The organism is Hungatella hominis, assembly GCF_014288005.1.
GTDB classification, from domain to species: Bacteria; Bacillota; Clostridia; order Lachnospirales; family Lachnospiraceae; genus Hungatella; species Hungatella effluvii.
Window position 1 is genome coordinate 244,189 of the sequence record NZ_JACOPB010000008.1, and the last position, 21,751, is coordinate 265,939.

Here is a 21,751-nt window from a genome sequence, read left to right on the forward strand (position 1 = left end):
GTATGAATGAAAAACTCTCCTGTGTGTTATGCGAATCGTATTATATCATGTCCTTCGGCCATGATTCCCTCCGGGGATGCGCACGGTTCGGTCTGTGTTTTGCCATCCTCCGGACGGCACCGAACCGGCGACAGTATAATAGCTGTCGCCATTATACCATACTTTCTGTCACGATTCTACTTCCCTGATTCGTTTTTTCTACCAGAATATGGCTGCCGATCTGTTCTTTCAATTCTTCCACATGGGAAATGATTCCAACCATGCTGGAACCGCCGCTCAAAGAGGTCAGAATCGCCACCGCCTGTTCCAGGGATTCTGCGTCCAGAGAGCCAAATCCCTCGTCCACAAAGAGAGCTTCCACCTGGATGCCTCCCGCGTAGCTCTGTATCACATCGGAGGTCCCCAGCGCCAGTGCCAGCGCAGCGTTAAACGCCTCGCCCCCCGACAGACTCTTCACGGAACGGCGCTTGCCCGTATACTGGTCAAGCACCTCCATCTCCATGCTCTCCTTACTTCTCCTGTCTCTTGTTCTGTCCAGCCGGTGCAGTTCGTACCGCTCCCCGCTCATCTTGAGAAGGCGCCGGTTTGCCGCCCGGAGAATGTCTTCAAAATAGACGGATAAGACGTACTGCTCAAATACCAGATTCCGGCCATTATATCCCCCGGCCGCCCGTTCCAGTTCACGGACCACGCTGTACTCTGTCTCCAGCTTTTCCTTTTCCTCCAGATGGCCTTTCAGAGTAGCCAGTGACTGCCGGTTCAAAGCCAGAGCCGTTCCCGTCCGTTCCTTTTCCTTGGCCGTCTGCCTGCGGTCCCTCTCACATTCCGTAAGCGCCGCTTCAAATCCGGATAGCTCAACCAGCTCCGTCTGTTTTGGAACCCGGATGGCCGCCTTTAACTGGGAATAAGCCGCTTTCTGCTTTTCCAGCTTAACCGCGCAGTCCTGGTAGGCCTTTTCACACTCCCGGATCTCTTTTTCTTCCTGTTTTGTCTCTTCTTCCAGCAGGCGGAGCCTTTCCTCGATTTCGAGAAGAGCCCGCTCTCCGCCGTCCGATAAATCCATGGAGCCAAGGTTTTCTTCCATGTTTTTTACGGCGCCCACCAGCGCCGCCGCGTCGCTCGCAGCCGCCGATGCCTTTTCTAATGCCGCCTCATAGTCCGCCTTCAGCCGCCGGATCTGTTTCTCATCCGGCACATCGCCCTCCATAGACGCAGGAACCGGATGGACAGTGGAACCGCAGACCGGACACGGAAATCCTTCCACCAGGTCCCTTGCAATAATTCCCGCAGCAGCTTTCTTAAAACAGTCATCCTGATATTCGTAGATCCGCTTCTTTTCCTTTGCTTCTCCATCGAGCTTTAGATACTTTTCCTGCCGTTCAGCCAACTGTCTGCGCGCGGCCTTCCATGCGGCAAGCCCCTTTTTCTGCTCCTCCAGCACGCGTAAACCCGACTTCTTCCCCTCCAGCTTTTCCCGGCGGGCGGGGAGGCGGCCGTATGCCCTTGCCAGCTCTTTTTTCTGTTCTTTTAAGCCGTCCCGCTCCTCTTCCAGCTTTGCCAGGGTCTTCCTGTCACTTTCATACTTTCGGACCGCCTGGTTGCCGCTTCGCAGCTCCTCGATCGCCCTCACCCGGTCCTTATAGGTCTGGTCCAGTTCTCCCAGGCGGGAGGCCAGTTCTCTCTCCCGGTTACCCAGCCGTTCATTTTCCTGTTCCACAAATCCCAGAAGCTTTCGGTAATTCCGGTTTTTCTTTGATTTCAGTTCTTCCCAGTCCCCATTCTCAATGCGGAACGTTCCCGTGATCTCGTCCGCCCGGTGCTTCACCTCATCGATCCGGCCGTTTAGGGCCTTCACTCTGGAGGACAGCAGCGCCGTCATCGTATCGTAGATCCGCGTCTGGAAAATATCCCGGAATATCTGGGTTCTCTCTTTGGAGCTGGACACAAGAAGCTGCTGAAATTCCCCCTGTGCGATCATGGATATCTGGCGGAACTGGCGGTAATCCAGTCCCAGCAGTTCCGTCACCCGCTCCGTTACCTGCGTACTCCCCGAGGCCAGAAGCGCCTCTTCTTCGTAGAGCTCGCCGCCCTCCAGTTCCGTGGTCATACCCTCGCCCTTAAGCTTCGGTCTGTCATACTTTGGATTTCGGGTAACCCGGTACTGCTTTCCTCTATGGGAAAAGGTGAGCGTCACATACGTGGGTGTGGAAGCGTCCGCAAAATCGCTCCGCAGGCTGTCCTTCTCCCGGATGCTTCCGCTGACCTCCCCGTAAAGGGCAAATGTAATTCCATCAAATATCGTGGTCTTTCCGGCACCGGTCGGTCCTGAGATCAGAAACAGCCCCCGCTGCATGGCCTCAAAATCTGCCCGTTCCACGCCTTTATAAGGCCCCCATCCGCTCAAAACAAGCGCTGTCGGCTTCATGAAACCTCCTCCTCTGCCTGTTCGGCCGTCTCCCTCATCACGGCTTCCTGCTCTTCTGACATGGTCTTTCCAGTAACAAGCTCGTAAAAATCCGTAAACAGTCCATACGGACCCTTTTCCTTCATAATATCATCATGGATCACGGTATCGTCCTGCTCCACCGCCCGTTTTTCCCATTTTAACTGCATGATATTGGGATAGACGCTTCGGAGTGTTCCGATCGGATCCAGCAGCTCCGTCTCATCCGTTAAAACCGCCAAGATATAGTCCTCCGGATCCGCCGCGCTCACAACCTCCGGGAGAATTAAATCTGCCAGACGGCCCCTGATCTTTCGCATATCGTGGACCGGCGTCAGCGGAAGGCGTTCCAGCGTGACCTTCCCGTTCTCTCCCACCTCACCGTACAGCACCGACTTCCGGTGACTGCACTCGGAAAAAGAGTATTTTACCGGCGAGCCGCTGTAGTATACCGGATTCTTCCCGATCTGCTGGCAGCCGTGGATATGCCCCAGAGCCGTATAGCAGAATGGCTGAAACAATGCCGCTTCCACCTGATCCGTTCCGCCCACAGACACCCGTGTCTCCGAATCGGAGAGCTCCGGCAGCAATCCCTGGTTCACCACAAACTGATGGGCCATCAGAATATCCCTTCCTCCGGGACTGTATGTCACATGGCGGAGAATTTCCTCGAAGCTCTCTTCAAACGTCTTCATGCTGCCCTCGCACCGGTAGAGGGATCTAACCTCCACAGGCTTTGCAAACGGAGCCAGATGAACACGCACAAAGCCCCACTGGTCAGGGATATCCACGAACCGTACCGGGGCTTCCAGCTTTCCCTCCAGATAGAGTCCCCTCTTTTCCAGAATCCGGTTGGCAAATCCGATCCGCTCTCCACAGTCGTGATTCCCGGCAATGGCCAGAATCGTCACTCCCATTTCGGACAGTCCGGTCAAAAACGCGTCAAACATGGTCACTGCGGCGGCAGGCGGCACGGAACGGTCATATAAGTCACCACTCAAAAGAACGGCATCTGCCTGCCGTTCTTTTACGTAATCCATGATCTGTTTCAGTGCCGCTTCCTGTTCCTCCAGCATGGAGAATCCACTGACGGTCTTGCCAATATGGAGGTCTGATGTATGAATAAATCGCATCCTCGTTCCCTTTCGTCCCTTACTTCCCTGCTGATTCTTACGTATCCAACGGGGCTTATACCAAAAGCTTCAGAATCTTTAACACGCCGTCGTTCACATTAGTATCCGTCTGAAACCTGGCTGTGGCTTTCACCTCCGGCCTGGCATTTCCTACGGCAAAGCTGTAGTACGCCTGTTCCAGCATCTCGATATCATTTAGCTGATCGCCGAAAGCCATCGTCTCCTCCGGTTTGATCTCCAGGCTGTCCTGTAAAAGCTTCACGGCCTGTCCCTTGTTGATTCCCGGCTTCATGCAGTCCATCCACATATCGCCTGCAATGGTAATCTTAAACCTGTCTTTGTATTTCTCTCTCAGCTCCCTGGTGTATTCCTCCACCTCGGTCTCGCGGTATATGGACACCTTGATGAACTGGGAGTCCACCTTCGTCAAATCCGGCACCTGTTTTACGCGGAACTGGTATCCCTCCACCAGCCAGTCGATAAAATCCTGCTTCTCCGTCTCCAGATAGACCACATCAGGGCCGCTGAGCATCACCTCAAGGCCCTCCATCCGGCGCACATCGCGCACCATATCCATCACCGTTTCCCGGTCGATGGGATTTAAAAATAAATTCCGGCCATGGCAGCCCACATAGGCTCCGTTGTCGGATAAGTAAAATACTTTTTCTTTGATTGGTCCGAATATCGACTCAATGCTGGCCCACTGACGGCCGCTGGCAGCCGCAAACTGTACCCCGTTCTCTCTAATTTTCATGATCACATCGAGAAGCTCAGGGTTCATCTCATGGCTTCCATCCGGCACCAGTGTGCCGTCGATATCGGATACGATCAGTTTAATCATACGTTATTCCTCCTTGCTGTGAGCGTCAAAAGACTCTTCATTTCCTGGTATACACGTCCTACAGGCAATCCTACTACATTATTGTAATCCCCGTCAATCCCTTTGATATAAGAAGCGAATTTTCCCTGAATTCCATAGGCCCCTGCCTTGTCCATGGGTTCCTCTGAAAAAGCGTATTCATGGATCTCCTCAGCCGTCATCGGATAGACATGCACATCCGTCTTCTCCGCAAATGTCTTGCTGGCCCTGCCTTCCTGGCCGCATACGATCATGGTCACTCCCGTGTACACCTGATGGGTCTTCCCAGCCAGAAGCGCGATCATGCGCTCCGCTTCCTCATGAGATTTGGGCTTTCCCAGAATCCGGCCTTCCGCGGCCACCACCGTGTCCGCACCGATCACAATCGTACCTTTCGCACAACGCTTCGCCACATCAGCGGCCTTTTGAAGCGACAGCTCCTTTACAACATCCTCCGGCCTGTCGGTCGTTATCTTCTCTTCCAGCGTGCTGGGAATAATCTCCGGCACGATTCCTATCTGTCCTAACAGTTCCCTGCGCCTCGGTGACGCGGATGCAAGAACGATCTCTCTGTCTTCAGTCAAACTATCTGCCTCCATTTCTATCTTAAGTCCGGCGTTTGGATTCTTGCATGCTCCCAGGAATGAAATAAGCGGGACCCTTTACGAATCCCGCCGACCATCAATATACTTTCAGACGCCCCACGACTGACACGCCTTCCTCTTCCTCCATCTCCGCGGCCTTAAGCTGATACCGCATGGTGTATGTAAAATCCGCTACGTAGAAGGATAAGAGTCCCAAGGCCACAAGGCGTTCCAGGCCGATCGGAACAACATCCACCAGCTGGCTTACAAACCCATTTAAAAACTTGAAGAAAAATAATCCTAAAAATCCCCAGGCAATACTGCTTTCCAGACAGATAATACCCTTGTAATTGAAAGGCTTCCGGCTGTAATCCCACCAGAATGCTCCGAACAGCTTAATCATAATGTGCGCCGTCACAAGTTCCATGGAAGTTGCCATCACCACGGAAGCGAAATACAGCTCCACAGGCTGTCCTGCCAACGGTTCCAGAATCAGGCAGGCCCCCAGCGCTCCAAAGCCATATATGACACAAAACGGGCCATGTCCAAAGCCACGGTTCAACACCGGTCTCCGGTTTTCATAGCTGAGCACGGTACATTCCAGAAGGTAACCGATGAAACTAAACGCGAAAAACCAGTTAATCGTATGGTAAATCGTCATATCCATTGTACCTCCAACTTTAACAGTTTTTTAACTTGTTAAAGTATAATATGGATATCTTAAGAAATCAAGAATTATTTTCTTACGATTCACGGAAATATTCCGACTTTTTTACAGATGTTCGCATGCCTGGTACAGCATACGAATCCGCCTATCTTAATAATACTGCGCCATAAAAACGGCGAGGCCGATCCCAAGAATGGCACCTGCCGCCACCTGAAGCGGAGTATGTCCCACATATTCCTTTAACTTTTCCTGCAACACCTCTCCGCTTAACTTGAGCGGGTTCTCAAGCAGTATGCTGTTTAACAGCTTCGCCTGCTTTCCCGTCTCCCTGCGGACTCCCATGGCGTCATACATAACCACCATGGAAAGGATAAAACATACTGCAAACTCAAAAGAACCGACGCCGTAATGCAAGGCGGCGGCGGTCGTCATTCCACATACCGTTGCGGAGTGGGAGCTGGGCATACCGCCCGATCCCACCAGCCGCTCCGGATTAAAGCTTTTATTCAGGGCAAGGTCGATGATTGTCTTCAGTACCTGAGCTACCACCCAGCCGGTGACAGCGCTCATCAGAACCTGATTTGCCAGTAATTCGTCCCAAAATGTCATGGTTTTCTCCTGCTTTTTGTATCAGAGGATCCTTCCAGCCGGTTTAAGCGGTTCTTCCCGCTCTCAGGCTGTATAAAACCCACCTTTTTACTCTGGCGGCCGTCTCTGCCAGGCCGCAGAACTTATCCGCGTAAATGATGGCCATCCCTTCCCTGCTCTTTGGCGGAACCGGGGTAAGCGGCCACATATGGCGCAGAATCATGTCCTTTTCCTTATCCGTTAAGTCAAAGTACTTTTCTGCGTTGGCTAACGCCCTGCGCGGATGGGTAAATCCGTGAAAGTGTTCTCCCGTCTCCTTCGCATGGGTATGCCAGTCATATAAGAATAAATCATGCAGAAGTCCCGCTCTGGCGGTCTGTACATAGTCCCAGCCAAAGCGGCGGCAGATCCGGTAACTTAAATAAGATACCTTAATGCAGTGCGCCTTACAGGTAGTATCCCCATGCTGCATAAAACGATCCATGGATTGAAACACAGGATTTTCCAGAATGTCCTCTACACACGCAAGATACGCATCATCATCTTCATACCGCTCCTGATTGATCCAGGAAGAGTCCTCCGCCCAGCGGAGCACCTCCTCCTTTTCTTCCCGGGTAAAACACTTGTTTTTCATGCTATGTCCGCTTCCTTCTTTATCTGAACTCAATAGCCAATCAGCCAGTCATACAGTTCCTGATACTTGACAGCCGAAGTATTCCACGAATAATCCATCGCCATCGCGCGGTCAATGATCTTATTCCACTCCCGCTTCTTATCATAGTATATGCGCTCTGCATAGCGAATAACCGCCAGCATCTCATGAGCGTTGTAATTCTGGAATGAGAATCCGGTTCCACGGCTCTCAAACTCGTTATACGGTTCCACTGTATCCTTCAGACCGCCTGTTTCGCGGACAATCGGAACGGTTCCGTAACGGAGCGACATCAGCTGGCTCAAACCGCACGGCTCAAATAAGGACGGCATCAGAAATGCGTCGCAGGCCGCATAAATCTTATGGGACATCGGCTCGGAATAGAAAATATTCGCGGATACCTTGTCATTATACTTCCAGTCGTAATGGCGGAACATATTCTCATACCGCTCTTCTCCAGTTCCCAGCACAACCAGCTGGATATCGTCCTGACACATCTCGTCCAGAACACACTGGATCAAATCGAGGCCCTTCTGGTCAGTCAGTCTGGACACGATACCGACCATAAACTTCCTGTCGTCCTGAGGCAGTCCCAGCTCTTCCTGCAGGGCCCGTTTGTTCTTTATCTTTTCCTTGCGGAAATTCTTTGCATTGTACTTCTGGACAATGTAAGGATCCGTCTCTGGATTGAAATCATCGTAATCAATGCCGTTTACAATACCACGCAGGCTGTTTGCACGCGCCCTCATCAGACCGTCCAGCCCTTCGCCATAGAATGGCATCTTGATTTCCTCGGCATACGTCTCGCTTACAGTGGTTATGGCGTCGGCGTAAACAATGCCGCCCTTTAACAGGTTGCCATCCTTGTATGCTTCAAGTTTATCTGGTGTAAAGTAGTAATCCGGGAGGCCTGTCAGCCTCTTGATCGTCATGACATCCCACACTCCCTGGAACTTTAAGTTGTGGATGGTGATAACCGACTTCATGCTGCGGAAGAACTCTCCGTCATGGAACCGGTCTTTTAACAGGACAGGTATAAGCGCCGTCTGCCAGTCATGGCAGTGTACCACATCCGGCTGAAATCCAATTACCGGAAGCGCCGACAAAGCCGCCCTTGAGAAAAAGCAGAATTTTTCCAAATCACAGTACCAGTCGCCGTATGGCTTTGGTCCGTTAAAATAGCCTTCATTATCAATAAAGTAAAAAGTAATTCCCTCGTATACGTATTGAAGAATTCCAACGTATCTGCTCTGTCCCATGTAGTCCATGTAAAAATGGTTTACATACTCCATGTCGTTTCTCCACGACTCCTTCATACACAGATACTTGGGAATCATAACCCTGACATCAAAATATTCCTTATCAAAACATTTGGGAAGGGAACCTACTACATCAGCAAGTCCACCGGTTTTAATAAAAGGTACTGCCTCCGATGCAACGAATAAAATCTTCTTCATCAAAAAACCTCCCTCATTTACAGTCACCCCTGAGGGCGCCACTCTTTGTCTTATAGTATACTGCATTTTGATTAAATAAGGAAGTATAATTGTGATAGATTTTCTAAAGTTTTTTGTAATCCAGTCTTATTTTATCCGCAATCAGGGCGATAAATTCAGAGTTTGTCGGCTTGCCCTTTCCGGTGCTGACGGTATATCCGAAGAGATCATTGATCGTATCCATCTTGCCCCGGCTCCACGCAACCTCGATGGCATGGCGGATCGCACGCTCCACACGGCTCGGTGTTGTCTGATGCTTCTTGGCTATGGATGGATAAAGGATTTTGGTAACACTGGTTAACATTTCCTGGTCCTGTACAGAGATAACAATGGCATCCCTTAAGTACTGATATCCTTTGATATGAGCCGGGATGCCGATTTCATGAAGCATTTGAGTCACGTCATTTTCCAGATTCTGTTCCATGTACTCATTCTTGTTCACATATGGCTTGACCTTCTTCATTCCTGAAAGTCCCGGTGTTTTCGCTTTCCTGTGTCCGACTCTTCTGACTTTATCGACAACAATATCTTTATTGAAAGGTTTCATGATGTAATAATTGGCGCCCATGCGGAACGCATCTTCGGTAATATTCTCACTTCCAGCCGCTGTTACCATAATAAACGACGGCATCTTAGTCAGTGCTGCATTGCCGCGCACGCGCTCCATCACCGTAATTCCGTCCATTCTCGGCATAATGACATCCAATAAGACAACATCAGGGCTCGTTTTTACAATCATGTTGTAAGCATCTTCTCCATTATCCGCCTTCCCGACGACATGGAAATCCTCCTCTCCCTCCAATATATCGTTTAGCAGACTGAGCGTCTGCAGGTTATCGTCCGCTATTGCAATACTGATTTCCGACATCTTCCTACTCTCCCTTTCTTGTTGATTGAATGATTAGTGTAAAGCCATTATAGACTTGCCCCCGAATTGCCGCAATGGAATTCTGTCGCATTTTTCGACAAAAGACGGGCGTTTTTCCCACATTTTCCTCCGATGGCCCCCGAAGTGAAATAATCACCCTTCGATCCAAATCCAGGCCTGGTCACAAAATCCGACAGACTTCATTTTTATGTAAATGTTGAAATTTGTGGCTCGGTGTCGGGAAAAACCTTCTCGCGTGATTATCGGAATATTCTACCATATTATGGTGCTTTTTGAAAGGTATTAAGATTAATTTCTGACATTAAAACGGCAAAGGCCCAGTAAATCGGGAACCTTTGCCATTCTGTGTTAAATAATTGTTTATTTATGTTGAGAGAAGAGCCTGTCTGGCAGAGCCTCGGTCTGACAGGCAGGTCTTTAAACAACCCCCAACAAAGCCAGAAGCATAGCAAGTGCCAGAACCAGAAGCATGATGATATTAATATTGATTTTCTTCATCTGCGCATATAAGCAGCCCAGAGTCAGTGACAGCGGTACCAGCCCCTTGAAGATAGAATCCAGATACGTCTGAACCGTAATTGGATCGGCATTCTCTACGGGAATAGCAAGCGCACACTTAAAGGTAACTGTAGATGCCACCATCGCTCCGATCATAACAAGGCCCAAAATACTGGCGGCCTTTGTAAGGATCTGTATCGTTCCGCTCTTTTGCATATCCGATAAAAATGTTGTACCAAGGCTGAATCCCTTATAGGTTAAATAATACCGACAGATAAACGCGGGTACATTAAAGATCAGAAGGAAGGAAATCGGAGCCAGAATCGAACCACTGGCAGCAAACGTTATTGCAATACTCGCGGCCAGAAGCCGTAGGACTCCCCAGAAAATCGAATCGCCTATTCCCGACATTGGTCCCATCAGGGAAGTCTTTACCGCGGAAATGGAGCTGGTATCAAAGGTACTGTCCTCCGATGCTTTCTTCTCCATGGAGGCAACCAGCCCCATACAGAAGGTGGACACATGTTGTGTCATGTTAAAATATGTAGTGTGGCGCATCAGTGCCTGGCGGTAGCCCTCCTGATCATCCTTATAGTAGCGCCGAAGAGCCGGCAGAATGCTGTTAATAAATCCAACGGCATGCATCCTCACCTGTCCGCCGCAGCGGCCTGATGATAAGAACATGGATCTCCAGAAAATGGAGTTCAGCATCTTTCTGTCTTCTTTTGACATTGTATTCTGTTTCATGCGAAGAAATCCTCCTCTCTGTCAACTGGTGTTATGGCTGTTCTGGTCTCCTGAAGCTTATGAAGCTCCATATCCCGCAATGCAACCGAAATTACCAGAATAATTGCCAGTGCCGCAATGGCGACCTGCGGAAGTCCTAAATATACAACCATAATGAATCCCAGGAAGAAATAGATTGCCAGCTGTTTGTTCCAAAGCATTTTCATAAGGATTGAAAGCCCCACTGCCGGGAGGAATTTTCCGGCGGTATTAAGTCCTGTCAGAACCACCGCCGGAATACTGTTAATCGTGGCTTCGATGGCTGCGCCGCCTGCCAGCAGACCAGCGAACATGCATAGAGCCACGATAAAGAACCGGATAAACCACATGGTAAAGTTCATGGTAATAAGACCCTTATCGTTGCCTTTTTCAGCGAGGCGGTCGATAATGGGCGCCGTGAAGTTATATAAAACATTGTTAATAATCATGAAAAGGAAGGCTGAAAAAACGCCTACCGGAACGGATAAAGCCAGCGCCGCGTCCGCGCTGATATTTTCCATAGTTGCCATAACTACTGCAAAGGTTGCCGCAGCTGCGGGCTCTGCCGAAATATTCCCCCCAATATTCACAGACCCCATGAAGATCGCCTCGACCGCGGCTCCCACAATGATTCCTGTCTTAATATCCCCTAAAAATAAACCCGTGATAAATCCGACCACGATCGGCCGCTCCGTCATGGACTGTGCAAACAGCCAGTTACCTCCATAACAAATAAAATACGCTAATGCTGCTAAAAATGCACGTAAAACCATTTACTGTTTCCCCCTCTCTGATCAATGCCCCTTTAACAAGTCTTTTACCGGTTTTTTAGCATCACTTGGTATTACCTGCTGGTATGCAGGAATATCCATGGCAGCCAATTCTTTCAGCGCCTCCAGCTCTGCCTTATTCACAATAATTGTACTTGATAACACCAGTTTCTCCGATGACGGCGACGTATCAAACCTGCCGGCGTTTGCCACATTTACCGACTGTATCATGCCGGGACAGGCCTTTACGATTCTCACTGCATCAGCGATACAGTTTGTTAATACGAAAATACTGCTCTCCGCCGCTCTCGGATCATGGAACAGTTTAACCGCATCATCCACGGTCTTGATTAAAAGCTTTATTCCTGTCGGAACCGCCATCTGCAGCGACACGTTCGTCACTTCATCAGTCACCGCCTTGTCATTCGCCACCACAATTCGGTTGGTTCCGAAGGCTTTGCTCCAGACAAGCGCGATCTGACCGTGAATCAGACGGTCATCAATCCTTAACGATGGTATCATTGTCTTACCTCCTCCTAAAAAAAGTCATTTTCTGTTGTGAATATGTGATTTTTCTTCAGCGCTTCAAGCGATATAACCTCCGGCTGAGCCATCTCTATCATAGCCTTTATTTCTTCCGGTGTCTTCACATCGTCCTCCACCAGAAGGCCAACGAGAAGCGGCAGATTGACATTGGTAACCAGAACCGTCCGCTTATCGAAACCGTCTAAGACGGCCATCACCTTCTGATTTACGCTCCCGGCTTTGATATCTGTAAATATGTATGCCTCATCCCCCTCCTGCATCCCACCGAGAAATAACTCCAAATCACGCTCATAATTCTCATCTGCCTCCCCAACATATGCATCGATAACTGTAATATCATCCGCTTTATTCAGAAACAGTTTCAACGCCGATTTTAATCCACTGGCTATGTGGCCATGTGTTGCAATCAGTATATGTCTCACTCACACACCTCCTTTCTCCTCGTACGATTAAATCAAAGCGATGTAGCGCCGGATTTCCGAATCTGGTGTATGGACAAAATACTGACTTTTAAATTTTTTTCCGCTGACCGTATTTTCAAGGATATCTCTGTCCACCTCCTTTAAGACCGTCATCATGTCTTTTGACACCTGCTCCTTAACCATCTCGAAGCATTCACGGAACTGTCTCTGAACCACTCCCCGCTCAGGCGGATATCCGATTCCGTGGCGGCAGGAAAACAGTTCCCGGAACACGTATTTCAGATTCAGGTTCGCACACCAGCCAAAATCTTTAGCAAACGGCATGGAAATGGCATTTCCACTGTTAATCTGTGTAAACAGAAAAGCGTCGGCAGATTCCTTCACATAGCCACAGTACACATTCGGATAGATATTGGAGGCCAGACAGGCGCCCTCCCCCGTTCCGCACCCTGTGATGACAAAGTCTGCCGTTTGGCTGTTCAATAGAATCGCTGCCAATAATCCCGCTTCCACATAGCTGATCACATAGTCTGGATCCTCCTCGCTCATACCATAATTAAAAGCCTCGTGCCCAAGAGGTTCTACCGTTTCCTTCAGTGTCTCAAAGATCAGTCTGTTTTTCGATACCTGGCTGCTCTCATTAATTAAAGCAATTTTCATTTTGCCGTCTCCTTTCGGTCAGTCGAATTCCGCTCCCGCCGTGCTCCCAAAGGTATAACGCATGCTGGAGCCAATCATACGCATATAACTCTTAATAAAATCTTTCATAGCATCTTCACAGCGCATACACAGATCCATATAACCATATTCCGGATTCTCTTTCAGAGCCCGGCCTGTCTCTGCTACCGCATGAGCCATGACATCTGTATTTACATTGATCTTGTTAATTCCGCAGGCAACCGCTTTTCTGATATTCTCTTCCCCTGCTCCGCTGCCTCCGTGCAGCACCAGGGGTATGTCAAGCGTATTGGCAAGCAGAGTAAGACGCTCAAAATCCAGTTTTGGAATCATCCCCTTCGGATAACTTCCATGGGCCGTACCTATGGCGACCGCCAGACAGTCGCAATGGGTACGCTTCACAAATTCCCTGGCCTGTTCCGGATTGGTATAATAGACACTGTTGGAATCATCGCCCGCGTCCGCATTGCCCACATGACCAAGCTCCGCTTCACAGGATTTACCACATCCGTGGGCCAGTGCTGCAATCATCTGTGTACGTCTGACATTCTCCTCAAAATCACAGGATGAGGCATCAATCATGACGCTGGAAAAACCAGACTGCAGAGCCGTCACAAAATCCTGATATGCGGCTCCATGATCCAGGTTAAAAGCCACCGGTACCGCCGCACGTTCCGCTATGGAACGCACCATGGGCGTGAGTACATAGCTGTGTCCGTGCTCTCTCATCTGTCTCGGAGAAATATTTAAGATAATCGGTGAACATTCCTCCTCAGCACTCTCCACACATGCCTTAACCTGCTCCATATTTACACAGTTTACCGCCATCACTGCATATTTATTTTCATGGGCATGGTTCAGCATTTCTTTCATTGAAACAAACATATTACAATCCTCCCTTTTCCTTGTTTCTTACCAGTTCGGCAGCGGCAGCGGCAATATCTTCGGCTGCCATGTGAAATGCATTCAAAAGTTCCTCCACATGGCCAATCTGTCCGAAACAGTCCTGCACTCCGATCCGTTTCATCGGTCTTGGCAGGTGCTCCGCCAGGCATTCCGCGACAGCGCTGCCAAGTCCATTGTAAATACTCCCATTTTCCGCAGTCACCACACATCCGGTCTTTGCTGCGCTCTCTATAATAAGCCTGGTATCCAAAGGCTTTATTGTATGGATGTTGATTATCTCCGCCTGTATCTGCTGTTCTTCCAGAAGCTCCGCCGCCTTAAGCGCCTCCGCTACCATAATTCCAGACGACAGAATTGTAACATCACTGCCTTCTCTTATTACAATTCCTTTTCCAAGTCTGAAGTCAGTCTCTTCCCCGGTAAAAATTCTGGTGGCATTGGGACGGAACAGCCGTATGTAAACAGGTGTTTCCAGATTAAGAATTTGCGGAAAAACAGCTCGCAGCTGCCGGCTGTCTACCGGTTCAAAGATTGTCATTTCCGGAATACTTCTCATGATTCCCACGTCATCCATGGCCATATGAGTGCCGCCGTTTAACTCGGTGGTGATGCCCGGATCCGAACCGCACATTTTTACATTGCAGCCTGCGTAGGCCACGCTCTGGTTTATCTGATCACAGCAACGTCGGGAAGCAAATACTGCAAAGGTATGTGTAAACGGTATTTTCCCCATGAGTGACAGCCCTGCAGCTACGCAGATCATATTGGCCTCTGCAACTCCCACATCAAAGGTCCGGTCCGGGAATTCCTGCTGAAACTTGTCCGTAGAACCGCTTTTCATCAGATCTGCCTCCACGATTACGATGCGCGGATCTTTTCTGCCGTACTCCACAAGAAGGTCTGAGTAAACCTCCTTAAGCGGTCTTTCTTCTCTCTCATAGATCATAGACACACCTCCCGGCCTTCTATTTCTGCCAGCGCTTTCACATACATTTCTTCCGTTATATTCATACTGTGGCTCTCCAGTTTATTTTCAGCAAAATATGCGCCCTTTCCCTTTGCTGTATTTAAGATAATCATGGACGGCTTTCCCTTTGTTTTTCGGGCTGTCTCAATGGCGAAATCAATTGCCCCAATATCGTGACCATCAATACTCTGCACATTCCATCCGAATGACTCCCATTTTTTATCCAGAGGCTCCAAATCATTCACGTCCCCGATATATCCATCAATCTGCATCTTATTATAGTCGGTAAAAGCAATAAAATGATCCAGTCTTCTGCTTCCTGCAAGCATAGCCGTCTCCCAGATTAATCCTTCCTGGCTTTCCCCGTCGCCGATGATTGCATAGATAAAACAGTCCTTTTTATCCAGCTTCGCCCCCAGTGCCATCCCTGCTGCTGCCGCAAACCCTTGTCCCAGACTTCCCGTCGACATATCGATGCCTCTGGTCAGCTTCCTGTCACAGTGGCTTGGAAGCATGCTGCCGAAATGGTTCATGGTCTCAAGCTCGGAAGGATCAAGAAACCCCCGCAATACCAGGGCCGCATAAACCACAGGTCCCGCATGGCCTTTGGAAAGCACGAACCGGTCCCGTTCGTCCCACAGCGGATCAGCCGGCCGCACATTCATATGTTTAAAATACAGGACACTCATCACCTCGCAGAGAGACAATGCGCCTCCAATATGGCCTTTTCCAACCTTTGCAATACTTGTAAGCGTCAGCTTACGAATCTCTTTTGCCTTTTGTGCCAGTTCTTTATTTTCTGCACAGTTCATAGAAACAACTCCTTTTCAGTAAATCGATTTCAGCATGTCAAACACCGTCTCCTCTGTCATGAACGCAGGAGTTAGCGAAAGCTGTGGATAATAATTCATTGCATCTTTCGCGATCCCTGAAAGTTCCTCTGCCTTCGCCCCGATTTCCCTCAAAGCGACCGGCATCTCCAATGATCTCATAAGATCACATACACCATCTGCCAAAGCTTCCACATCGATATATCCCAATGCCTCCGCCAGCGTCTGCATCTTCTTTCCCGCCTTCTCAGCGCTGATCCGTATAAAAGCCGGCAGTGTAATGGCACATCCGGTTCCATGAGGAACGTGGTATCTTGCTGTCAGAGGATAGCTCAGCACATGTGCACCCGTAGTCCGTGTCTGCCCGAATGCAAGTCCCGCCAGAAGGCTGGCAGTACATAAATTCTCCCGTGCAGCTCCATCTTCCGGCAAGCGGTACGCTGTAAGCAGGTTATCGAGAATCAGCTTCATCGCCTGTACAGCAAAGGAGTCACTGATCGGCTGGCTGTTTAAATTCCAATAGGCTTCTATAGCATGGCAGAATGCATCCATGCCCGTATTCGCGGTCACGCTGCGTGGCATAGTATAAGTATATTTCGGATGAATTACGGCTAGATCGGCATAAAATTCCGGACAGACCACCGGTCTCTTTTCTCCCGTCTCCGAATCGGTATAGACCCCCACATTAGTGACCTCGCTGCCCGTTCCCGCTGTAGTAGGAATCAGAATCAGACGAACGGTTCGTTTTCCGAAGCTTTTCCCCTTTCCTGCATAGTCTCCGATCACACCGCCGGATGAAGCCAGACAGGCCGCCGCTTTGGCTGTATCCATACTGCTTCCGCCTCCGATTCCAATTACGGTTTTAGCTTCATGCTCCCGGATCATAGACGCACATGCATTCACTGTATCTGTCGATGGATTAGGCTCAACCTTTGAAAAATAGGAAACGTCTGCATTTCCCAGTCTGTCTCCTGTCCGCCCGGCTACCCCCGATTCATAGAGAAATGGATCGGTCACTATGACTATGGATTCCCCTGCGATTTCTTCTCTGATATCCGGTTCCGCTTCTGTGAAAAGAATCCTGACGGGCATCCAGTATTGAAAACTTGAGTTCTGATTTTCCATTATTTTCCTTTCTTTCGTTTTTATTTCTTTTTTTCTGTTTGTTAGTTTCATTTCTTGACTTTATCTTAGCCGTTTTTTTACTTTTTGTCAATATTTATTCATTTAATCGTTATATTTTTAGTTATTTTTACATATTTTAAAATTATTTATGTATTTTTATTTGCTTTTTATATTTCGTTTTAATCGTTTTTTATTATTTTTCCTGCATTTTCTTTTCTTTTTCAAATGCATACCATCATTTTCACTAATATCTTTGGATTTTATTTTGAATTCGAAACTTTTATCTTACCTTTTTTTCGTTTTTCTCTTGTATTTTTTACAAAAATCATGTATTCTAAAATTAAATAGAAGAAAAAATAATATTAGAAAGTATACTTATTTCATTTTTGAATTTATATATAGGATACGAAAAGAAGTGAATTAATAATTGGAAGATTGAATTGAAAATACGAGATAACTTTAGTTGTTAATCGAAAAGATCAGAGTAAGAAAGGAAAATAAATAACTTATGAACAGCCGAGAAAAATATATTCTGCAGGCTCTGCAGCAAACCGGGTCCATATCCCTGTCTGAACTTTCCAGTACATTGGGTGTTTCGCTGGTAACGATAAGAAAAGACGTAGCAAATCTGGAGGCAAAGGAACTTGTCTCCAGGCAGCATGGCAGCGTTTCGCTACCCTATCAATATGAAAACAATCAAATCCCCTTCAGTCTTCGTGAAGCGTTTAATGAACAGGACAAAAAACTGATTGCCAAGGCAGCCGCCACGCTGATTCATCCAGATGATGCCATAGCTCTTGATTCCGGGACCACTACGTATATGATCGCCAACGAAATTAAATCCTTACCACCGGTCAATATTGTTACCAATTCTATCCGGGCCGCCATGGCACTGGAGCAAAGCCACCATACCATATTTCTAGCAGGAGGCCAGGTGCTCAGCCGCAGTATGTGTACCGTTGGCCCGGAGGCGGAAAAGATATTTTACCAGATCAGACCTGATAAGGTGTTCATCGGCACCACCGGTATTTCAAGTGATTTAAACCTGACTGCTTCCTTAAATATTGAAGTAGGTGTAAAGCAGGCTATGATTCAGGTCGCAAGGCAGGTGATTCTTGTCACTTCCAGTCAGAGTTTTCACAGAAACCGGATGTTTATCTTTGGGAGTGCCTCACAGATACACTGCATTATCACAACGCATCCCGAGCCGCCGGCGGAGATTCTGGAACAGATCACAGAGCATAATATTCACCTTGTCTACGCGGATGATCCCGAATCCGTGAAGAGTCTGGAGTACTGGGATAAGAATATGGGAAGGCGGAACGGCATATAAAACTTCTTAAATATACGCAAAGATCGAGGAAGCTCAGAGCGGCATCCTCGATTTTTGCATGTTACATATTTTGTTCCTATTATTCTGCCGCCTCCAGCATATTCTCAATAAAGATCCCATACCCTCTCGTACTATCCTGGATAAACACATGAGTCACCGCCCCAATCAGCTTCCCATCCTGGATAATCGGCGAGCCTGACATTCCCTGCACAATTCCCCCGGTAATTGCCAGCAGCTCCGGATCCGTCACCTTGATTACCATTCCCTTGTTCTTATGGGCTGTCGTATAATCCACCTTCTGAATCTCGATCTCATAGTCTTTTACAACTCCTGAAACATCGCTTCGGATATATGCGGTTCCCTTTTTGACATCCTGGCGGTATCCGATTGGTATCGCGTCTGCTTTTGCGGTCTGCTTAAACCGTTCATTGACCGTACCAAATATTCCCTCTTCCGTATTGGAATGAATCGTTCCCAACACCGATCCCGGACCGTAGTAGATCACTCCGCTCATGACTCCCGGCTTACCGAAAGTTCCCTTTTCGATTCCCAGAATTGAAGTTTCATATAGCGCGCCGTCCTCAATCTGGACGACTCCGCCTGTGTCACTGTCGCTGATCCCATGTCCCAGCGCCCCAAAATTACCATTCATGTCAATATAAGTCATGGTTCCAATACCCTGAGTATCGTCACGGACCCAGACTCCCAGCTTCGGATTCCCATCCTCTCCCTCCACCGGAGTCATCTTTACCTCGATCTCCTGATCTCCGCGTCGGACTGCTAAAACCGCCTCGCTGGTACCATTTTTGTTTAATTCTGTAACCAGCGCTTCCTTATCCTTTAAAGGTGTTCCATTAAATGCCTCAATATAGTCCCCCGACTGAAGCACTCCAAAGGCCGGCTCTACAATCATACCGTCTTTCTTCGTGATATCCCCCGTTCCAATTACCATAATCCCATCAGATTTTAAGTAAATTCCCACTGGAGTTCCGCATGGAATGGCGTATTTCGTATCCACCACATCCACCTGGATATCCTTTAGCTGAAGCCAGCCAAACAGCTTTAAGCCAATCTTGTAGCTTCCCTGATTTTCTGAATATACAGAAAACGGCTGGTTCACGGAAAGGTTAATCTGATCCGTCGGAATATTGGAACCATTACTTAAAACCACTTCCTCACTGTCTGAAGACAGCGTCACTCCAAAAGGCATGGAGAAATGAAACTGTTCTTCTTCTTCGGCTACGACATTCAGCTTGTCCGGTATCACCCACTTCATATAGAAATAAGAGAAGCCGATGCAAAACACCAGGCTCACCCAAAACGCAGCCACCACATATCTGTGGAATTTTTTTCCCGTCATCTCACATACCTCCTTATAAAAAATGAAAGGAGACAATTTTTTGCTCCTTTCATAGTATGTGAGAAATCGGTGAAAACACTCTGTCATATTTTAGTTGTAACTAATTTCTTTTAAAACCAGAATTGATTTTACGTAAAATCGTTCTTGTCAGAATTTGCATACATTTTTCTCTGTTTGAACATAATTGTTAACGGATATCCCCGGATATCCTCTCATCCACTTTTTCTGTTTATAGCGAACCACGCTGGCCAGAGCAGTCAGGCTCCATGTAAATCCAGTCGTCAGCCAGACTCCCCACATGCCGATCCCGGTAATCCTCGTCAGCACCATGGAAAAGAAAAAGCGGCAAAATACCTCAACAATTCCATTCATCATGGAATAGGCCGCATCTCCGGCTCCATTAGACAGGCCCCGGATTAAGTAGATCACACCCAGCGGAAAATAAAAAAAGCTTGTAATTTTCAACGCATTTACGGCGATACCGAGAATTTCTATATCATTGCCAAACAGCCGTAAAATCAAATGACCGCCAAAACGCATGAGAATTAGCATGACCACGCTGAAACCGGCGGAAAAAATAAGTCCGGTCCTTAGCCCCTGTCTTACCCGTTTGATCCGGCCCGCTCCCATATTCTGTCCCGTAAACGTCGAAATACCGGAGGCCATAGAGCTGTATGGCTGGCCGATCAGCTGTTCCAGCCTGGTCGTCATGGTATATGCGGTAGCCACACTGGGACCAAATCCATTAGCAACGCCCTGAAGACAGGAGGTTGAGACGGCTATAAGGGCATTTTGAAAGGTAACCGGAACACCGAGGCGGATACACTGGCTAAGAATGTCGCGGTCCAGAATTATATCTTTTCTTTTTACTTTAAAGTAAGGATTCACCCGAAAAGCAAAAATCATACATCCGGCCGCACTGGTTCCCTGAGCAATTACAGTTGCTATTGCCACACCATAGACTGCCATATTAAAATAGAGGACAAACAGCAAATCTAGCCCAATGTTTAAAAGACTAGCCAGCACGAGAAAAATAAGCGGTGTTTTTGAGTCGCCCAATGCCCGCAGCATGGCTGCGACTCCATTGTAGGCTGCCACTGCTGCCATTCCGCAGGATACAGTTTTTAAATATGTAACGGAATCCCCAATGTATTCCGTTGGCGTCCGGAGAAGCCTGAGTGCCGGTTCTGCCAGCAGATATCCCATTCCTCCCATTAACACAGACACGACTGTCAGTAGAAAAAATCCGTTTATAATCGTTTTTTTTACTTTAACTTCCGACTGGGCTCCGAAATACTGGGCCATGATTGTGCGCGCTCAAGATTTTTGGCAAAAATTCTCAAGATATTTGGCAAAAACTTTCCCAAAATAAATTGGTAAAAGCAGGGTTAAAAAGTTAGATTTTTTCACCCTGCTTTTTGTCACTTATAATGAGAATTCAGCCTTCAGAATTTCTCTTTCCTCTTCAGTCAGTTTCGTATAGAAATTAATAATCTCTTCAGCGGTTCCCTCGCCGTTACCGACTCTTATTTTAATAGCATTTACAAAAATAGATTTTTTCCATTCTGCCATCTTTATACCCCCAACATCTCGGCCATACCAAGGTTAAGATCATTTACATCACTTCTCAGTTCTTGTAACTGAATTTCAACCAGGCTTAATTTTGCCATAGTAACTGTTATCACGTTATCACGAATCTCTGGTATTGCTTCCTGGGCTTCGACCGCTGGCTCTAAAATCTGATTGTTTTCATCAACAACAGCCTCTTTAGCTTTTACTGCTGGTCTAGCCTCCTGTACAACAGCATCATATTTAACAGTGACCTCATCCAGTGCGGAATAATTTGAATATGCGTTCTGCTCCGCATCTCCATCAGTAAAAAGAGTCAGAATCTTAGTTTCATCATAGCTTCTAAGAATTGTCTCAAGTTCTTCGCGTGATACCTCTAACTTCGTTTCAAGAAATTGCATCTGTAAATTTCCAAAACGGTCTTTCATAACATTATCTACTGACATTCTTTTGCCAGTATTTGTGAGAATATAATCCATTTATACTCTCTCCTTTCTTTCGATTTTGATTAATTAGTGTCTTAAATATTTCTTTTTTACAACATACATTAAATAGTGATTTAGCGAACAAACTTGATAGTAGCGCTATAATTGCTCAATACAATAAACTCCAGATTGGGAATGTAAAAATACAATACGGAAAAATGGAGTGTATAGTAAATTTTAACGGGC

At 47.6% G+C, this 21,751-nt stretch carries 23 protein-coding genes; 1 reads left to right on the top strand and 22 read right to left on the bottom strand.

Annotation, left to right across the window (positions count from 1 at the left end):
- Positions 1 to 151: 151 nt before the first annotated feature.
- From H8S75_RS18405 to H8S75_RS18490, 18 genes are all read right to left on the bottom strand, one after another.
- Positions 152 to 2,425, bottom strand: a complete 2,274-nt coding sequence (locus H8S75_RS18405; RefSeq protein ID WP_187022892.1) for an AAA family ATPase — start codon at positions 2,423 to 2,425, stop codon at positions 152 to 154.
- Positions 2,422 to 3,576, bottom strand: coding sequence for an exonuclease SbcCD subunit D (locus tag H8S75_RS18410; protein WP_187022893.1), 1,155 nt, complete (start codon positions 3,574 to 3,576; stop codon positions 2,422 to 2,424). The genes H8S75_RS18405 and H8S75_RS18410 overlap by 4 nt, the downstream gene beginning before the upstream one ends.
- A 55-nt stretch (positions 3,577 to 3,631) precedes the next feature.
- Positions 3,632 to 4,417: an HAD family hydrolase gene (locus tag H8S75_RS18415; RefSeq protein WP_002600985.1), complete on the bottom strand. Its 786-nt coding sequence runs from the start codon at positions 4,415 to 4,417 to the stop codon at positions 3,632 to 3,634.
- On the bottom strand, positions 4,414 to 5,034 hold the full coding sequence (locus tag H8S75_RS18420) for a Maf family protein (protein WP_187022894.1): 621 nt from the start codon (positions 5,032 to 5,034) through the stop codon (positions 4,414 to 4,416). The genes H8S75_RS18415 and H8S75_RS18420 overlap by 4 nt, the downstream gene beginning before the upstream one ends.
- 82 nt (positions 5,035 to 5,116) lie before the next feature.
- The gene (locus H8S75_RS18425; protein WP_156834946.1) at positions 5,117 to 5,680 is read right to left on the bottom strand and encodes a putative ABC transporter permease; all 564 of its coding nucleotides are present in this window, start codon (positions 5,678 to 5,680) and stop codon (positions 5,117 to 5,119) included.
- Between the two features lie 156 nt (positions 5,681 to 5,836).
- Positions 5,837 to 6,295: a divergent PAP2 family protein gene (locus tag H8S75_RS18430; RefSeq protein ID WP_187022895.1), complete on the bottom strand. Its 459-nt coding sequence runs from the start codon at positions 6,293 to 6,295 to the stop codon at positions 5,837 to 5,839.
- A gap of 43 nt (positions 6,296 to 6,338) precedes the next feature.
- A complete protein-coding gene (locus tag H8S75_RS18435) occupies positions 6,339 to 6,908 on the bottom strand; it encodes an HD domain-containing protein (protein WP_117620966.1) in 570 nt (189 codons plus the stop codon).
- Positions 6,909 to 6,937: 29 nt separating this feature from the next.
- Complete coding sequence (gene glgA, locus H8S75_RS18440; protein ID WP_187022896.1) at positions 6,938 to 8,383, bottom strand: glycogen synthase GlgA; 1,446 nt, start codon at positions 8,381 to 8,383, stop codon at positions 6,938 to 6,940.
- A gap of 103 nt (positions 8,384 to 8,486) precedes the next feature.
- On the bottom strand, positions 8,487 to 9,290 hold the full coding sequence (gene spo0A / locus H8S75_RS18445) for a sporulation transcription factor Spo0A (RefSeq protein ID WP_002600991.1): 804 nt from the start codon (positions 9,288 to 9,290) through the stop codon (positions 8,487 to 8,489).
- A gap of 438 nt (positions 9,291 to 9,728) precedes the next feature.
- Positions 9,729 to 10,556, bottom strand: a complete 828-nt coding sequence (locus H8S75_RS18450) for a PTS system mannose/fructose/sorbose family transporter subunit IID (protein WP_187022897.1) — start codon at positions 10,554 to 10,556, stop codon at positions 9,729 to 9,731.
- Entirely contained in the window at positions 10,553 to 11,347 is a 795-nt protein-coding gene (locus H8S75_RS18455) for a PTS mannose/fructose/sorbose/N-acetylgalactosamine transporter subunit IIC (protein WP_187022898.1), read from the bottom strand. Before H8S75_RS18455 ends, H8S75_RS18450 begins: the two co-directional genes overlap by 4 nt.
- A gap of 21 nt (positions 11,348 to 11,368) precedes the next feature.
- Positions 11,369 to 11,866 (bottom strand): PTS sugar transporter subunit IIB, encoded by a 498-nt coding sequence (locus H8S75_RS18460; protein WP_187022899.1) that lies wholly within the window; start codon positions 11,864 to 11,866, stop codon positions 11,369 to 11,371.
- A 14-nt stretch (positions 11,867 to 11,880) separates the two neighbouring features.
- Positions 11,881 to 12,312: a PTS sugar transporter subunit IIA gene (locus H8S75_RS18465; RefSeq protein ID WP_187022900.1), complete on the bottom strand. Its 432-nt coding sequence runs from the start codon at positions 12,310 to 12,312 to the stop codon at positions 11,881 to 11,883.
- A gap of 27 nt (positions 12,313 to 12,339) precedes the next feature.
- Positions 12,340 to 12,972, bottom strand: coding sequence for an RpiB/LacA/LacB family sugar-phosphate isomerase (locus H8S75_RS18470; RefSeq protein ID WP_187022901.1), 633 nt, complete (start codon positions 12,970 to 12,972; stop codon positions 12,340 to 12,342).
- 18 nt (positions 12,973 to 12,990) lie between these two features.
- Positions 12,991 to 13,875 carry a class II fructose-bisphosphate aldolase gene (locus tag H8S75_RS18475; protein ID WP_187022902.1) on the bottom strand — a complete coding sequence of 295 codons (885 nt, stop codon included), beginning with the start codon at positions 13,873 to 13,875 and terminating at the stop codon, positions 12,991 to 12,993.
- 1 nt (position 13,876) lies between these two features.
- Positions 13,877 to 14,842, bottom strand: coding sequence for a transketolase family protein (locus H8S75_RS18480; RefSeq protein ID WP_187022903.1), 966 nt, complete (start codon positions 14,840 to 14,842; stop codon positions 13,877 to 13,879).
- Complete coding sequence (locus tag H8S75_RS18485; RefSeq protein ID WP_187022904.1) at positions 14,839 to 15,675, bottom strand: transketolase; 837 nt, start codon at positions 15,673 to 15,675, stop codon at positions 14,839 to 14,841. The genes H8S75_RS18480 and H8S75_RS18485 overlap by 4 nt, the downstream gene beginning before the upstream one ends.
- 15 nt (positions 15,676 to 15,690) lie before the next feature.
- Positions 15,691 to 16,818: an iron-containing alcohol dehydrogenase family protein gene (locus tag H8S75_RS18490; protein ID WP_187022905.1), complete on the bottom strand. Its 1,128-nt coding sequence runs from the start codon at positions 16,816 to 16,818 to the stop codon at positions 15,691 to 15,693.
- Between the two features lie 508 nt (positions 16,819 to 17,326).
- Between H8S75_RS18490 and H8S75_RS18495 the strand changes: the two genes are divergently transcribed.
- Complete coding sequence (locus H8S75_RS18495; protein ID WP_187022906.1) at positions 17,327 to 18,151, top strand: DeoR/GlpR family DNA-binding transcription regulator; 825 nt, start codon at positions 17,327 to 17,329, stop codon at positions 18,149 to 18,151.
- Between the two features lie 79 nt (positions 18,152 to 18,230).
- On the opposite strand, the gene spoIVB is transcribed toward H8S75_RS18495, so the two are convergent.
- From spoIVB to H8S75_RS18515, 4 genes are all read right to left on the bottom strand, one after another.
- Positions 18,231 to 19,511, bottom strand: a complete 1,281-nt coding sequence (gene spoIVB, locus H8S75_RS18500; protein WP_187022907.1) for a SpoIVB peptidase — start codon at positions 19,509 to 19,511, stop codon at positions 18,231 to 18,233.
- Positions 19,512 to 19,658: 147 nt separating this feature from the next.
- Positions 19,659 to 20,816 (bottom strand): MATE family efflux transporter, encoded by a 1,158-nt coding sequence (locus tag H8S75_RS18505; RefSeq protein ID WP_187022908.1) that lies wholly within the window; start codon positions 20,814 to 20,816, stop codon positions 19,659 to 19,661.
- A 120-nt stretch (positions 20,817 to 20,936) separates the two neighbouring features.
- Complete coding sequence (locus tag H8S75_RS18510; RefSeq protein ID WP_187022909.1) at positions 20,937 to 21,083, bottom strand: hypothetical protein; 147 nt, start codon at positions 21,081 to 21,083, stop codon at positions 20,937 to 20,939.
- A 2-nt stretch (positions 21,084 to 21,085) separates the two neighbouring features.
- The gene (locus tag H8S75_RS18515) at positions 21,086 to 21,559 is read right to left on the bottom strand and encodes a hypothetical protein (protein ID WP_187022910.1); all 474 of its coding nucleotides are present in this window, start codon (positions 21,557 to 21,559) and stop codon (positions 21,086 to 21,088) included.
- Between the last annotated feature and the right edge of the window lie 192 nt (positions 21,560 to 21,751).

What these genes read in the sequence shown, in the direction of transcription:
- H8S75_RS18405 (WP_187022892.1), bottom strand. Translation starts at nt 2,425, where the DNA reads ATGAAGCCGACAGCGCTTGTTTTGAGCGGATGGGGGCCTTATAAAGGC.
- H8S75_RS18410 (WP_187022893.1), bottom strand. Translation starts at nt 3,576, where the DNA reads ATGCGATTTATTCATACATCAGACCTCCATATTGGCAAGACCGTCAGT.
- H8S75_RS18415 (WP_002600985.1), bottom strand. Translation starts at nt 4,417, where the DNA reads ATGATTAAACTGATCGTATCCGATATCGACGGCACACTGGTGCCGGAT.
- H8S75_RS18420 (WP_187022894.1), bottom strand. Translation starts at nt 5,034, where the DNA reads ATGGAGGCAGATAGTTTGACTGAAGACAGAGAGATCGTTCTTGCATCC.
- H8S75_RS18425 (WP_156834946.1), bottom strand. Translation starts at nt 5,680, where the DNA reads ATGACGATTTACCATACGATTAACTGGTTTTTCGCGTTTAGTTTCATC.
- H8S75_RS18430 (WP_187022895.1), bottom strand. Translation starts at nt 6,295, where the DNA reads ATGACATTTTGGGACGAATTACTGGCAAATCAGGTTCTGATGAGCGCT.
- H8S75_RS18435 (WP_117620966.1), bottom strand. Translation starts at nt 6,908, where the DNA reads ATGAAAAACAAGTGTTTTACCCGGGAAGAAAAGGAGGAGGTGCTCCGC.
- glgA (WP_187022896.1), bottom strand. Translation starts at nt 8,383, where the DNA reads ATGAAGAAGATTTTATTCGTTGCATCGGAGGCAGTACCTTTTATTAAA.
- spo0A (WP_002600991.1), bottom strand. Translation starts at nt 9,290, where the DNA reads ATGTCGGAAATCAGTATTGCAATAGCGGACGATAACCTGCAGACGCTC.
- H8S75_RS18450 (WP_187022897.1), bottom strand. Translation starts at nt 10,556, where the DNA reads ATGAAACAGAATACAATGTCAAAAGAAGACAGAAAGATGCTGAACTCC.
- H8S75_RS18455 (WP_187022898.1), bottom strand. Translation starts at nt 11,347, where the DNA reads ATGGTTTTACGTGCATTTTTAGCAGCATTAGCGTATTTTATTTGTTAT.
- H8S75_RS18460 (WP_187022899.1), bottom strand. Translation starts at nt 11,866, where the DNA reads ATGATACCATCGTTAAGGATTGATGACCGTCTGATTCACGGTCAGATC.
- H8S75_RS18470 (WP_187022901.1), bottom strand. Translation starts at nt 12,972, where the DNA reads ATGAAAATTGCTTTAATTAATGAGAGCAGCCAGGTATCGAAAAACAGA.
- H8S75_RS18475 (WP_187022902.1), bottom strand. Translation starts at nt 13,875, where the DNA reads ATGTTTGTTTCAATGAAAGAAATGCTGAACCATGCCCATGAAAATAAA.
- H8S75_RS18480 (WP_187022903.1), bottom strand. Translation starts at nt 14,842, where the DNA reads ATGATCTATGAGAGAGAAGAAAGACCGCTTAAGGAGGTTTACTCAGAC.
- H8S75_RS18485 (WP_187022904.1), bottom strand. Translation starts at nt 15,675, where the DNA reads ATGAACTGTGCAGAAAATAAAGAACTGGCACAAAAGGCAAAAGAGATT.
- H8S75_RS18490 (WP_187022905.1), bottom strand. Translation starts at nt 16,818, where the DNA reads ATGGAAAATCAGAACTCAAGTTTTCAATACTGGATGCCCGTCAGGATT.
- H8S75_RS18495 (WP_187022906.1), top strand. Translation starts at nt 17,327, where the DNA reads ATGAACAGCCGAGAAAAATATATTCTGCAGGCTCTGCAGCAAACCGGG.
- spoIVB (WP_187022907.1), bottom strand. Translation starts at nt 19,511, where the DNA reads ATGACGGGAAAAAAATTCCACAGATATGTGGTGGCTGCGTTTTGGGTG.
- H8S75_RS18505 (WP_187022908.1), bottom strand. Translation starts at nt 20,816, where the DNA reads ATGGCCCAGTATTTCGGAGCCCAGTCGGAAGTTAAAGTAAAAAAAACG.
- H8S75_RS18510 (WP_187022909.1), bottom strand. Translation starts at nt 21,083, where the DNA reads ATGGCAGAATGGAAAAAATCTATTTTTGTAAATGCTATTAAAATAAGA.
- H8S75_RS18515 (WP_187022910.1), bottom strand. Translation starts at nt 21,559, where the DNA reads ATGGATTATATTCTCACAAATACTGGCAAAAGAATGTCAGTAGATAAT.